We start from the raw sequence: 13,968 nt of genomic DNA on the forward strand, positions 1-13,968 counted from the left end.
CGAGGGATTACATGAAAGACTTTTCCCAATACGGAAACAGACCGGACGACCAGTGGGAAATGCTGCCCTGGATACCCAATCCGCGCCCGCCCTTCAAAATCTGGGTGAAGCCGGAGCAGATCTCGCCATTCTTCCTCATTCCCCACCACCCCTATGCAATCTCCCTCCTGCTAAAGATCAGCGACGGATTTCGGGCAGAAGAATTCTGCCGGCTGGGACTGACCGGCAGCAGCGGAGACTGGGAACGGCTGGTCCGGGGCGTGATCCGGGAGTTTGAGGAAAATAACAGCGGCGAGGATCTGTTTCACTTCGACTCCGACGAAGATGTGTTCTGCGTGTATTCCCAATACATCGACGATTTGATGCTACTGTCCAAAATGATCCGGGCGGCCTGTGACAATGAAAAAACGATGGGGACTTATCTGGGTATAGGTGAGGTGGAACATGAGAAATAAGGAGCAGGAGATGGCATGGCGAAAAGTAATGGAAGCCTGCATGGAGGATGTGAAACACCACTTCGATGACATCCAGCAGGCCATTGAGTTTGGCTACTACATCCAGCCGGACAACTACTTTGCGACCTACATCTTTGCCACGGACTCGCAATTAGAGACGGCGCGGCAGAGCGGCCTGACGGAACAGATCAATTCCTATCACAGAGAGCAGCTGATAAAGCGTCATTACCCCATTGAGGGAATCAAGGACTGCACCTTTGCCTCACAGGAGGAATGTGACCGGGAATTTGGCGGGAATTGGTATTACTATTTCAAATGATACGATGAGGGGATCGAGATGATCGAGTACATCAAGCTCTTTTGGAAAGGCGCACCGGAGGGTGAACCATCAGTCATCCTCTATGAAGTGGATACCGAAAATGAGCGGCTGGCCCTCCGCTCCATCGACATTCTTGCAGATGGCTGCACTCGCAACATCCCTGACCTTTACGACGGCGCCATCGAGATCACGCCGATCCCCACCGTGGAGGAATTGAACGCCCATGTCTGGGGCGAGGAATTCCACGCCTGCATCATAGAGCAGGCGGAATTCGAGGCCATCTGGGAAACTCACACCTATGATGGAGCGTTAAAGTAACCAGGAGGAGACCCAATGAACCAATCTATAAAAGCCAAAATCCTGCCGCTGTTCCCCATCCTCGACCTGAACGAGCTGCGACGGGAAACCCATCTGGAGGATGCTGTGCTGTCTGACTTCTCTGTAGGTTGGGATCAGAATGTCTATTTGCTTTTCAAACAGATGGCAGAATCACAAGACAAAATTACTGCAAAGCCCCCCGCTGGCTACACAGTAGTGGAGTTAAAAATGGACTGGGCAGGCGGAGAAATTCTGGACATAGCAGTATTTCCACTGGGGCGTCTAAAATTCCAATTTCGTTATATGCGGGCCATTGGTGAGGAGTTCCTGTTGTTTAAGGCACGGTCTGCCTACCGGGAAAGCGGCCCCGAGCAAAACGCCTGGATTGTCAGCCGGGACGGAGCTGTGCTGTCCCGTTTCTGCCTGGGGGATGGCATTCAAGACTGTGTGGTAAAAAAAGATGGCACCATCATTACCAGCTACTTTGACGAAGGCGTATTTGGTAATTACGGTTGGGATGAACCTCTGGGTGCTTGCGGCCTGATTGCATGGACATCGGAGGGAACTTCTCTCTGGAAGAATGAGAAGTATCCCATCTACGACTGCTACGCCATTAGTCTGGACGAAGAAGAAAATCTGTGGTTTTATTATTACGATGAATTCCGGCTGGTGCGGACGAACTTTAAAGAGGATCTTGTGTTTGAACCGCCAATCGAAGGAAGCGGAGCTTTTTCTGTTGCCCCGTCTGGTGATACTTTTCTGTTTCAGGGCGGGTATCAGGAACACAACAAATTCTACTTCCTTACTGCTCATGGTGGTCGCCTTGGGAAAAAACAGAAGGCTATTCCCACCTGTGACGGAAACAAGGTCGCTGTGGAGCAGTGCAGTCTGCTTCGCAGCCAGATGCTGTTCCTCGGGAAAAACGGTGTTCTCTATGGCGGGGTACTTGGTGAAAGCGAGGCATGACAATGGTTGAAATCAATCGTGTCTGGCTCAATGTGGATACAGACACCAACAAAATTACACTATTCAGCCGTCCCCGTGTATCCATCCATGTGGATGAGTATATTTGGGGTTTGATCGAAGAACATATCGTGAAGCCCCATAAGCTCATGCGCAGCGAAAAGCATAGGTATCTGCTGAAAATTGCCTTTGGCCGATTTGATCCGGTGCGGCACCGATATTATCCGCTTTCCCCGTACAACGGGCAGCTTCGGGAAGGCGTCAAGCCGGACAGCGCAAACGGATGGTATCCCTGTGAGGACTTTGCAGACGCTGAAAAACGCACCACCTGGTTCTCTCCCGATAAAATCTGGACAAACTGCGGCAACAAGGTTCTGGATGTCAATATTGATGCCGCCAATGTGAGCGACAGCATCACCCCCAGAGAATACGCAGACTTGCTGTTCGATGGGATCGGGGCTGCCTTGGTGTTTAACTTCAAAAGGCTCAAGCGCGAGGAATTTGATGGGCTGAAACCCAAGATCGACTGGAGCATGGTAGAGAGTTTTCCCTTTCCCGCACCCTTTGAGGAGCAACGGTACATTGGGGACGAGGGCAAAATTCATGTGCATTCCTGGGATGGCCGACAGGAAACGAACCTTGTAGGCCCCTATTCCGTGCAGGAGTTGTATCTGGAACATTTCGGAGAATCGTGAGGTGAGCATATGACAAAGGGCATCCGTGAACACCTGCTGGAGCAGGCAATCAAGTTTCATCAGTGGCAGGAAGACACCTACCCTGGAAAGGCTACCTGGGAGTTGTATGGGGTGTGGGAAGTCGATTATCCATACTGGAATGATACTTACCGTGCCTTTTGCCATGTGCTGACCCAAATGGATGCAGAAACGGCAGACAGCATCCTGCTGGATGAGATGGTCTATCTGATCGCCAGGGACAACGAAGCGGAGGGGTTTATACAGGAAACCACTTCCCATCCCCAATGGTTCGAGTGCCTCTGCCGCAAGGCCGCAGCCTCCAATGAGAGTGAGGCCAAGTGGCAGTTTGCCGCGTATCTGCCGGAATGTCCGTGCAGCCAGGAAGTCAAAGACATGATCCTGGACTTCGCAAAGGACCCCAATGAATATGTGAGCCGGCGGGCGCTTTTGGCGATGCCCGCTCTGCGTCCTGACTGTGTGGAACAGTTCGCTCCGCTGTTCTGGGAGCGGAACTGTTATTCCCTCGAATTACAGGAATACCAGCGGATCGCGGTTCTGGTCTCGCTGGATGCCATCCATTCCGGCCTGCTTCCACAATACTTGGAGCAGGCCAAGCAGGATGGCCGGCGCTATCTGCTGGAACACGCAGAAAGGATCGAAGGAGGACTACTGTGAACGAAAATTTATTCCGCAGCCAATTCGATCAACTGGAAACCACCGAGAAACAGGCGCTGATGGAAAGCCTTGCTGCTCGTTATAATATGACTTTTCTCGGCCTACATACCTTTGACCACTGGGGCCAGAACTGTACCACCGGCATATTCGAGAAAGATGGCCGGGAGTTTGTCTTTGTTCCCGGTGACACCGTCACCCTGGGCTGGGAACGGTTCGCTGTTGGGCTGGATCAGGACAGCCGAGAGGAACTGGACTATCTGTTCCAGGAATGGGAGATGGAACAGAACCCGGAGGAGATGATCCGGGAAAGCATGGCTCCTGTTCGGCAGGCAGCCATTGGCCCCATGCTGGTGGGCCGTGAGCTGGAGGAACTGTGCTGGGAGCCGGTCACAATGGACGATCCCAGATTGACCGCCCATCCTGACTGGCTGAAGCAGTTTCGGGATTTTGCCTGGAGCGACCTTGACAGCCTTACCTTGCACCAGTCAGCCCGCATTGAGCGGACGGAGAAGGGCTTTCAGATCTGTATCTATATCCGCACAGACTACGATGCGCTCCTTGCCGGGCTGGAAAAGCAGGGGCTTTCGCTGCCTACGGCGGACGAGTGGGCCTATCTGTGCGGCGGTGGGTGCCGCACCCTGTTCCCCTGGGGAGATGGAATGGACTACTCCATGCACCTGCACCACTTCGAAAGCCCGGAGGATGAGGACAAGCCCTTCGATATGGAGGAGCCTAACTTCTTCGGAGTGTCCATCGCCTATGACCCCTATATGCGGGAGGTCGTGAAGGCCGAGCAGCTTACTACTTGCGGCGGTGATGGCGGGCGCAGCATCTGCGGCGGACTTGGAATCTTCCTCGGTTTTCTGCCCTGTTCGCCCCACTGCAAGCCGGAAGTGCAGGAGGACAAGGAACTGAACGGCGACTATGATTTCTACCGGCCCATTATCCGGGTAGAGATGACTTGAGAGAATAGAGGGAAACAATGGACATCAACGGCTGGAATTATCTCTTTGAAAGCCTGCCTCATTGGAGGATTAGGGAGCGTTTTCCCTATGTTTATGATCAACTCACCCAGTCTCCGTCTGATAAATATGCCATCTTGATCTATTCCATTGCAGAAGTCAGTATGTGCAACGAGGTAGGCTGTCTGGCTGTTTTCGAAAGCCGAGAACATCCCCTCCTGCTACTGAACGCGTACAAAGCCCATTTCCCTCCTCAAACCCCTGTGTTTTCTGCAAATGGCCGGTATGTGTGTTTGAAGTCACAGGTGTACTTATCCGGCCAAAATCGAGTGGAGTGTCCCCTGCTTCTCCTGGATTTGTATGAGCGGCAATTCACGGTGTTGACAATGGATACACATGGTCATCAAATTGCCATCCAAAATCAAACCGAGAAAGAATCGGTACTGCACTTAACGCCTTGCTCTAATCCTTCTGAGGAGTCAGAGCAGCAGGAATCGATACAAATGGCAGAATTGCTGTGGCATACATTTCAAGAAATCAATATGTTGGAACGATGGCTTAAAAGATAATTTTCAAGAGGTAGGTTATGAAAGAAACAACACCCGATCTCACAAGGATCAGCAAGTATATCAGCTTGATCCTTCGGCACAAGCCGGAGGTTATTGGGATCAAGTTGGATACCCACGGCTGGGCGGATGTCAATGCGCTGCTGGCGGGTATCAGCAGAAAATACCCCATCAACCGGGACATCCTGGAGGAAATCGTACAGAGTGATGAAAAGCAGCGGTATTCCTTCAGCGAGGACGGGACAAAAATCCGGGCCAACCAGGGCCACTCCGTCCAGGTGGATGTGGAACTCCCCGTGACTGAACCACCGGAGACGCTGTACCACGGAACGGCCCGGCGGTTTGCTGCCTCCATCGAGGCCCAGGGACTGCTCCCCCAGAGCCGCCTGTATGTTCATCTTTCACCGGATCAGGAAACAGCGGAGAAAGTTGGGCGCCGGCATGGAGAACCTGTGATCTATCTGGTGGATGCCGGACAGATGCACCGGGACGGATATCTCTTTTATTTGTCCGCCAATGGAGTTTGGCTAACAAAGGTGGTTCCTGCAACCTACCTGAAACGCTTAGAGGGTGAATTGAAACAGCATTGACCTATCCCACCGTTATGGTTGTAGAAAGTAATTTGTAGCCGGAGGGATGAAGATGGACAGCAAGAAGCTGTATTGCCCTTCCTGTGGTCAGCTGGTAGCACAGATGAAGGAAGACAGCAGCATCTCCTACCGCCAATATGACCAGCTTCTCCAGAAACTCATGGAACTGGAGCGGCAGGGTGACATGGAACTGTACGCCGGTGACTGCCCACTGGAGGATACCGGCGCAGTGCTGGACGCTGAACAGCACTATACCGTCTGCCACTATATGCAGTGCCGCAGCTGTGGAGCCCTCTATTTTGTGGGAGCCTGCATCCGGGGTGCGCCAGTTTTTCGGCAGGTGGCAGATATCAGAAAGGAAAACCTGGACACCCGGCTGTGGGGCCAGTGTGGAACCTACTATTTACAGAAAAAAGGCTGAAGGAGGCGTCAACATGGATGTCGTGAAACTTCCCAAGAAAGTCCGCATGGTCTGCTATGAGATCATGGATGGCAAAGAAGGAGCCTTGGACACCCTGGAATCCTTTGCTGATAAATACCCCCATCAGATAGCAGCGGTCAAGGCGGAGGTCGCCTATTTCAACCTGGACTATGCAAAGGCGCTTGCTTTGGATCTGACCATCCTTCCCTGGCTGGAGGAGTGGTATTACAGCAATGTGAGCGATGAACACATGATTGCCATGACGGTGGCCGCCATCCAGCTCCACCGGGAGCAGGAGCTGATTGAGGCGCTGATGAAAGAACAGGCGCGCATCCGGGCTGAGAACGGCCTCCCCCAGCGGGATCGGTTCTGTGACATCCTGATGGACTACCTCAAGCGGGGCGTAATGCCATTTGCGGACAACGACAAGAACTACCCCTACCATCAACCGGAGGAACCGCAGACAAAGGAGCAGCTCTGGGCAAAGCTGGTGGACCAGAATAAGAAGCTCTCGCCGGACGATCCCGATGCCAGGCGGAAGCTCTATAACCACTGCTGTATGTTCGGAACCGCCAGGGATGCCGTAGATCTCTTTGAGGAGATCCAGGGCGTGCCCATGGCTGACTCCTCCTATCGGGACGCAATCGCCCGCTATCTCTATCTGGGCGAGCGGGAGAAGGCGCTCCAGACAGCGGAGCGGTTGGCAACATCGCGGCTGTGGGCGGTTGCCGGGCCGACGCAGGTGCGTCCCATGTCCTTCTTTGAGGACCCGAACCTGCGGGAGTTTTTGTTGGAGCCGGAATCCCTCCGGCGCATCCGGGAAGCCGCCTTCATTGATGACGGAACTTTGGTAAGAAAATAGAGAAAGCGAGGGACTAACATGGGTGCATGGGGCATTAAGGCATTGGAAAGCGATGAGGGGCTGGATATGATCGGCATCCTCACAGATGAATATCTATCAAAGCATTCGGTATTAAACCTGGACGAGATACTTGAGCTGATGAAACAGGAAGGTATGTTGGGAGAAGATCTCTCCGACATCGACTTTCTCTATGATAACACCGCTATGGCTCTGGCAGAGTTGTACTTTCAATGGAAAGACGATGGCAAACTGAATTATGACACTGACAATAGTATCTGGTGTAAGGTGACGGACTTCACAGCATCTAAAAAGGCTCTCGCTTTCCTACTGCGGCAGCTCACTGATATTAAAAATGAGGTACCTGATGAGGATGACATCCGTGAGATTGTGGATCTTTGGAAGGATGAGGACAACGGAGAGATTGCTCCTGCGTGGTTGGAACACTTGAATCAGCTCATTGAGCGATTGGCTTCAGAACAGGAGGCGTGACGGATGTATATCAAAAAGTACTGGGGCAACTTTATCGGAGGCTCGGATGACAGCCTGAACCTTGTGGCTCTTTTAGTAGATCAGAAAAAGGAGGAGATCCCCCTCAGCGAGATTTTCGCCAAGATCGGGCTGGACAAGCAGAACTGGGACTTCCGCCAGACCGTGGAGTATCTGGAGTTTACACACTCCGATGGCGTGGAGATGGATTTCCACTTTGCTATTGATGTGGTCACCGACCTGGCCGCCATCCTGCTGGAGTGCAGCGTCAGCGGCAGTGTGAACCTCCAGGATCTGGACGAGTACAACACCCCCTCCCGCCGCATCCGCATCACCGCCACGCCAGAGGAGCACGACGCCATGAACAAGGCCCTGGCGGATTTTGCCCAGAACCCGCTGGAATATGACCTCAGTGAGATGATGGACGACGAGGAGATCCGGGAGATGGCTCGGGATGTGGAGGCGCTGCGGAAGGAACTGTACGAGGCCGCCGGCCGCAACCGGGACTTTCATGTGAAGGCAGAGGACATGAAGAATCTGCTCCCCGACTGGGAGGAAGCCAGTGGCTGCATCGCCACCAACCGCATCACGGTGGAGGGCTGCAAGGTTGGCTACTGCTACCGGGAGAAACCGGACGGCGACTGGGACAGCGGCTGGCGCTTCACCGCCGGTGATGAGAGTGACGAGTACATGGACGACCCCAACAATGCCGGGATTTACAAGCTGAACACAATCTGTAACGACGATCCCGACATCATTCCTCTGCTGAACACCCCCGCCCCCTGCGCCTTTGAGCGGGATGAAAATGGCGTGTTCCAGCAGATCAAAGATTGGAAACCGGATGAGGACGAGGAGGACCCGGATATGGATATTTTACAGCAGTGCCAGAAGTGGCATGAGGAGAACGAGCATCACAAGATCATTGAAGCACTGGAGGGTATTGAGGAGCGCACTCCGGAAATGGACAGCCAGCTTGCAAGGGCGTACAACAACGAGGCAGATCACAGAACGCCGGAAGGCAGAGCTATGCTCAAAAAGGCCATCGCTCTCTTGAAACCTCATGAGGAATACTTTGAGGGAGACTACTACTGGAACTTTCGCATGGGCTATTCCTATTACTATCTGGATCAGGAGGGCAGGGCTCTTCGTTACTTTGAAAAGGCATTGGAGGCCCGCCCCGACGACGAGGACACCATGCAGCTAATCGACGGGTGCAAGAAGGGCATTTCTCTGCCTCAGTTCTCGGAGTGCTTCCGGGAGCGGACGGAATCTACATGGAAGGACTTTTCTCGGCAGGAAGCCCAGCTTCGCCGGATGATGGATGAGGACAAGGACCACACCCGGGGCCAGGAGCTGGTGGACCGGGTGGAAGGGATTCTGAACCAGGCGTTTGACGAAATCTCTTTCGAGATGGGCGTGGGCGGCGAGAAGTACGAGCTGATCCTCACCCCGGAGGGGGATAAGGTCAAGCTCTTTGAGCTGGTCTATTTCCAGAAGCACGCCCCCAAGGAGGTGCTGGAGCACTGGAACATCCTGGTGGGCCGTCAGCCCCTCCAGAACATCGGTCTGCGTACCGAGGATGGATGGGACATCTCCGGGGAGGATGTGCAGATCTGGCTGGAGGAGCAGGGTGAAAACAGCTTCGCCATCTCCGCCTACTGCGAAAAGCTGCTGCCCATGCTCCGGGAGGCGGAAGGCCGGGTCTGGTGGATGCTCACCACCCTCACCGACCAAGTGCTGGGCGAGATCTCCCACATGTGGTACATTGATGACTTCAATGTGCTGGAGGAGCCCAAGGCGGAGCAGTCATTCCTCCTGTCCCAGCTGCCTGACAAACTGAAAGAAAAGGGAGCGAACCTTTCCACAGACCCAGAAGCCTATCTGAACAGCTATCTTGGCTACAAAATGGAACCCAACAAGGACCCGGAAGCCGACTGGCGGCTGGATGTGATGGCCGGCTCCACCAACTGCGTGCCGCTCATCAACGGCTATCTGGATGCCGACAATGACTTCATGGACGCGCTCCATGCCGACGGCGCAGTGGCGGGCTTCTTCTGCTATCCCCTGGATACCCTCCGGGAAGAAGAAGGAACGGATAAGATCTTCGACTTCCGGGACAAGCTGGAAGAAGTGTTCACCACCGGCGACGGACCGGAGGTGCTCACCCTCACCGGCGGAGCCACCGGTCTCTTCTGCGGCTATGTGGACTTCATTGCCTGGGACATCCAGACGGCGCTCCAGATGGCGAAGAAGTTCTTCGAGGACAGCGACATCCCCTGGGCCAGCTTCCACACCTTCCGCCGTGAAGCGGGCACAGTGAACTTGAAAACGCCGCCCGAGGAGGAACCGGAGGACGAGGATCAGGTCCCCGAGCTGGACGAGACGCTGACGGATATGGACTATATCCCCTACACCCCGCAGAACGAAGAAGCATTCTTCCAGCAGCTGGAGCAGTGGAATGACGAGGACGAGTACACCCGCTGCATCCAGGCATTGAACGCCATCCCAGAGGATTGGCGGAACTACCGCATTGCCTACGCTATGGCACGGGCGCTGGAGAACTATGCCATCATTGGGGACCACGACGAGGGTACTCCTAACTATAAGGGAGATAAGGCCCTGCGCCGAGCCATCGAGGTGCTGGAGTCTGTTCGGGAAGAAGGACAGGATAAGGCCCAATGGAATATGCGGATGGCCTATGGCTATCAGTATCTCTATGGTCAGGAGGAAAAAGCCATCCCCTACGCCCAGCGGTGGGCGGAGCTGGATCCCGAGGACGAGGACGCCACGGCGGTGATTCAGGAGTGCCAGAAAGAGATTGCAAAGCGGGCCGAGGCAGAGGCCGAGGACGAGAGTGACCACACAGGCGTCTTCACCGGCTTTGTGCTGCTGTCCAAGGGAGAATGGGATAAAGATCAGTTCATCCGGGACATGAAAGAAAAGTGGGACATTGCCGTGGATGAATACGACGAGAGTGAGGAGGAAGGCGACGACGCGCTGGTGTTTGAGGTGGGCGACATGCTGGCCGCTGTCAGTCTGGCCTCCTATCCCATCCCCGGCGGCGAGGCCGAGGGCAATGCGGAAAACAACTATATGTGGGAGGATGCAGTCAAGGTTGCCAAGGAGCATTGCGCCCACTTGATGGTAGCAGTGCTGGGCAAAGAGGAAGATCTGCTGGAAAAGGGCAAACTGTTCACCAAGGTGGTGGCCGCCTGCTGCCGGCAGGACTATGCCACCGGCATCTACACCAGCGGCGTGGTGTTTGAGCCCCGGTTCTATGAGGGGTTTGCCGATATGATGCAGGAGGACGAACTGCCCATCTTCAACTGGATCTGGTTCGGTCTTTGGCGGGATGAGCATGGCATGAACGGCTACACCTACGGCATGGCGTCGTTTGGCAAGGACGAGATGGAGGTGCTGGGCACCGATGCCAAGCCGGGCGATCTGCGGGACTTTTTGGCCAGTCTTGTGTCCTATGTGCTGGAGAACGATGTGGAACTGCACGATGGGGAGACCATCGGTTTTGCGGAGGATGATAAGCACACCATCACCCGCAGCCCTGGCGTCGGACTGCCGGAGGAGCAGATGACCCTGAAAATCTCCTGGGCGTCATCGGGCGGTGACCCTGACGATGATGACGATGACCCGGATGGCGAAGCGCCCGAGGATGAGGAATCCGGTGTTCCTGAGGTCTACACTGAGGAAGAAATGGAAGCCGTCGAGGGGCATATCCAGCAGTATTTCGGCAAGTTCGAGAATGTGTTCCATGAGCTGTCTTCCCCGGACATCCACGTGGACATCTGCGTGGTGCCGCCCTCCCAAGAGCGGGACTACTACACCCTGGTCACCATGGGGATGGGCGCTCACCGGATGAATGTGCCGGAGGAACTGGCGGAATATAAGCTGGAGCGGGCGGAGCTGGCCATCGCGCTGCCGGGGAACTGGAAGCTGAAGCGTGAGGATTTGAAGAATGAGCGGTGGTACTGGCCTATCCGCCTGCTGAAAACCCTGGCCCGCTTGCCCATTGCCAGCGATACCTGGCTGGGCTTCGGCCATACCATGGACAATGAGGAGGACTTCGCAAAGGGCACAAAGCTGTGTGCAGCCATTCTCACCGGTCCTCAGGGGACGGAGGAGGGCAGCGAGGTCTGTACCTTGCCCGGCGGCGAGGAGGTCAACTTCTATCAGGTGATCCCCCTCTACCGGGACGAGCTGGAGTATAAGCTGGCCCACGACGCGGACGCCCTGCTGGACAAGATGGAGGGCATCAGCTTTGTGGTGGAGCCTGACCGCCAGGATGCCATCACTCGTGGCACCCTTTCCAATGATGATTTTGACGGTGAGATGGACGATGCCTCCTATCATATCGAGAGTATTGAGGAGAAGGGGCTGCCCATTGACCCCATCAATGCCTACAGCCACATGGCCATCTACCTGCGCTGGTGCATGGAGCATGACCTGATGGGCGACGAATTTTTAGAGGAATACGGCGATGTGGTGCAGAAGGTCAAGGCTGACCCCGCCGGCGTGGATCTGCGGGCATTTATCCGGGATGAGCTGGACGGTCAGCTGGTCGGCCCAATGTTCAACAAGATCGGCCGAGCCTTTGCCTCCTACTACTATGGGGAGCCGGACAGCCCCTATTTCCCCAGCGACATCGACGACTACGCCATTGGCGTCATCGGGCAGGAGCGCAATTACTCCGACGAGATCCAGGACGAAGCCTACCTGTTCATCCCCTTTGACGAGGACTACTACCAGGCCATGGCAGAGGTGATTGAGAAACGCTTCACCAACTGGCAGGGACAGGACTTCGACGAGGACACGTTGGAGCCTTCCGAGGTGGCTCAGGCCATCATGGAGTATCTGGACTGTGAATGCACCTATTTTCCCTCCATGAAGGACGATGACCCCATCATGGCAGCCTACAACTATGCCAAGCGGGACAGCGCCCAAGAAGGCTTTGTGCCGGTGCTCATCAAGGCGGATGACGAAACGCTGTGGGAGTGCCTCATTATGAATTCCGACCCGGACAGTGATGGTGAGGACGACTATGCTTTCGACCCGGACAAGGTAGCCGACTACCGGAAGAAGATACTGTCTGCACCTGTCAAGGACAGCAAGGCGGTCCTGGAGGCACTGATCGGCCAGCGCATGGAAGAAGCCGAGGATGACGATATGGACTGGGATGAGGAAATCCTGGGCGAGATGGAGGGCGGAGAACCCAACGACCGCTTCTCCAGCTACTGGGATGATGATACGGAGATGACCTATCCGCTTATCCTGGCCAAGATCCCGGTGAAGAATCCCTGGGAGATCTTCGCCTACCTGCCCTTTGGAAACTGGAACGACTGCCCCGACACACCGGACCTGATGGCTGCGGCCAAATACTGGTTCGAGCAGTACGGCGCAGTTCCTGCCGCCATGAGCCATGATGAGCTGGAGTTCCTGCTTCCGGCCCCCGTCCCCAAGGAGAAGGCCATGGATGTGGCGGTAGAACTGTATGGCTTCTGCCCGGATCTGGATCAGAATGAGGATGGAAGCATTGGCTCCTTGGCAGATGCCCTGTGGCAGTCCACCGTCTGGTACTTCTGGTGGGATTGATGGGAGATTGTGACCATGAACGAATATCTGAAGGAATATATTGAACTCCAAAAACAGTTTCGAGAGACAAAAGGAAATCCAGACAGTGTCCGCGCTCTCTATACCTTCAAGGAGAAACTGGAGCAGTCGGAAGACAAACAGGCCAAGGAGGTGCTGGTGGATGTGTATGATCTGCTGGACTTCAAGAAGGATGCCTACGAACTGCTCTGCCAAATCGGAAATCGTTCCGATAAAAAGATACTCAAGCGACTGGGCACGCTGAAGGACTATGCGGAAAACTGGGGCAATCATTATGCTCTCCCCAAGCCCAAAACGCTGGAGGAAAAGCAGAAAGAGAAGGAGCGGCAGGCCCAGCTGGGCCTGCCCACCTTCCGGTATCACCCCAATCCGCTGGAAACCGGCGCTTTTGAGGAGTCCGCGGATGGCGTTGCCTGCGACTGCTGCGGCAAGACGACCCACATTTTTTATACAGGCCCCTTTTACGCTGTGGAGGATATTGAGTGTCTGTGCCCGGAGTGTATCTCCAGCGGCGAGGCGGCCCGGAAATATGACGGCAGCTTCCAGGACGATTGCTCCGTGGACGATGGCGTGGAGGACCCGGCCCGACTGGACGAGCTGATCCACCGCACGCCTGGCTACTGTGGCTGGCAGCAGGAATACTGGCGCGCCCACTGCGGCGACTACTGCGCCTATCTGGGCCCTGTGGGTGCCAGAGAGCTGCGGGCGCTGGGCGTGATGGAGGATGTGCTGGACGATTCCATGTGGGACGAGGAGCAGAAGGAAATGATCCGGGAATCCGTCAACGGCGGGCACTTGCAGTGCTACCTGTTCCAGTGTCTCCGCTGCGGAAAGCACCTGGTCTGGATGGATTTTGATTAAAGCACCGTACCCCGTGAAACGGAGATTCTGCCTATGGATGACAACTTGAAAGAGCTTTTGGCACAGAAAAAGCTCATCTGAAAGAAAAGCAAAAAAGCGCAGACATGCAGCGATACAAAGACCATTTCATGAAAAATATCGAGCAGTTTTCTCAGAAATACCGATACGCAGAT

The 13,968-nt window shown here is 54.9% G+C and carries 14 protein-coding genes; all 14 read left to right on the forward strand.

Annotation, left to right across the window (positions count from 1 at the left end; translation table 11 throughout):
* The first annotated feature begins 11 nt into the window (after positions 1 to 11).
* The 14 genes from H9X91_RS01685 to H9X91_RS01750 are packed head-to-tail and all read left to right on the forward strand — an operon-like array spanning position 12 to position 13,795.
* Positions 12 to 455: an Imm51 family immunity protein gene (locus tag H9X91_RS01685; protein ID WP_087238034.1), complete on the forward strand. Its 444-nt coding sequence runs from the start codon at positions 12 to 14 to the stop codon at positions 453 to 455.
* 10 nt (positions 456 to 465) lie between these two features.
* Positions 466 to 774, forward strand: coding sequence for a hypothetical protein (locus H9X91_RS01690; RefSeq protein ID WP_243414376.1), 309 nt, complete (start codon positions 466 to 468; stop codon positions 772 to 774).
* A gap of 18 nt (positions 775 to 792) precedes the next feature.
* Positions 793 to 1,092, forward strand: a complete 300-nt coding sequence (locus H9X91_RS01695) for a DUF6881 domain-containing protein (RefSeq protein ID WP_204801862.1) — start codon at positions 793 to 795, stop codon at positions 1,090 to 1,092.
* Positions 1,093 to 1,107: 15 nt separating this feature from the next.
* Positions 1,108 to 2,058, forward strand: a complete 951-nt coding sequence (locus tag H9X91_RS01700; protein WP_204801864.1) for a hypothetical protein — start codon at positions 1,108 to 1,110, stop codon at positions 2,056 to 2,058.
* 2 nt (positions 2,059 to 2,060) lie between these two features.
* Positions 2,061 to 2,750: a hypothetical protein gene (locus H9X91_RS01705; RefSeq protein WP_243414377.1), complete on the forward strand. Its 690-nt coding sequence runs from the start codon at positions 2,061 to 2,063 to the stop codon at positions 2,748 to 2,750.
* Positions 2,751 to 2,759: 9 nt separating this feature from the next.
* Positions 2,760 to 3,425, forward strand: coding sequence for a hypothetical protein (locus H9X91_RS01710; protein ID WP_204801868.1), 666 nt, complete (start codon positions 2,760 to 2,762; stop codon positions 3,423 to 3,425).
* Positions 3,422 to 4,390 carry a hypothetical protein gene (locus H9X91_RS01715; RefSeq protein WP_204801870.1) on the forward strand — a complete coding sequence of 323 codons (969 nt, stop codon included), beginning with the start codon at positions 3,422 to 3,424 and terminating at the stop codon, positions 4,388 to 4,390. Before H9X91_RS01710 ends, H9X91_RS01715 begins: the two co-directional genes overlap by 4 nt.
* 17 nt (positions 4,391 to 4,407) lie before the next feature.
* Complete coding sequence (locus H9X91_RS01720) at positions 4,408 to 4,956, forward strand: hypothetical protein (protein WP_204801872.1); 549 nt, start codon at positions 4,408 to 4,410, stop codon at positions 4,954 to 4,956.
* A 17-nt stretch (positions 4,957 to 4,973) separates the two neighbouring features.
* On the forward strand, positions 4,974 to 5,543 hold the full coding sequence (locus H9X91_RS01725) for an RNA 2'-phosphotransferase (RefSeq protein WP_204801874.1): 570 nt from the start codon (positions 4,974 to 4,976) through the stop codon (positions 5,541 to 5,543).
* A 52-nt stretch (positions 5,544 to 5,595) separates the two neighbouring features.
* Entirely contained in the window at positions 5,596 to 5,964 is a 369-nt protein-coding gene (locus tag H9X91_RS01730) for a hypothetical protein (RefSeq protein ID WP_204801876.1), read from the forward strand.
* A 13-nt stretch (positions 5,965 to 5,977) separates the two neighbouring features.
* Positions 5,978 to 6,826 carry a hypothetical protein gene (locus tag H9X91_RS01735; protein WP_204740053.1) on the forward strand — a complete coding sequence of 283 codons (849 nt, stop codon included), beginning with the start codon at positions 5,978 to 5,980 and terminating at the stop codon, positions 6,824 to 6,826.
* An 18-nt stretch (positions 6,827 to 6,844) separates the two neighbouring features.
* Positions 6,845 to 7,315 (forward strand): DUF4259 domain-containing protein, encoded by a 471-nt coding sequence (locus H9X91_RS01740; protein ID WP_204801878.1) that lies wholly within the window; start codon positions 6,845 to 6,847, stop codon positions 7,313 to 7,315.
* Between the two features lie 3 nt (positions 7,316 to 7,318).
* Complete coding sequence (locus H9X91_RS01745; protein ID WP_204801880.1) at positions 7,319 to 12,916, forward strand: immunity protein Imm33 domain-containing protein; 5,598 nt, start codon at positions 7,319 to 7,321, stop codon at positions 12,914 to 12,916.
* Between the two features lie 15 nt (positions 12,917 to 12,931).
* Positions 12,932 to 13,795 carry a CbrC family protein gene (locus H9X91_RS01750; RefSeq protein ID WP_204801883.1) on the forward strand — a complete coding sequence of 288 codons (864 nt, stop codon included), beginning with the start codon at positions 12,932 to 12,934 and terminating at the stop codon, positions 13,793 to 13,795.
* Positions 13,796 to 13,968 lie beyond the last annotated feature (173 nt).

It is taken from the genome of Oscillibacter valericigenes, assembly GCF_016902445.1.
GTDB lineage: Bacteria > Bacillota > Clostridia > Oscillospirales > Oscillospiraceae > Oscillibacter > Oscillibacter avistercoris.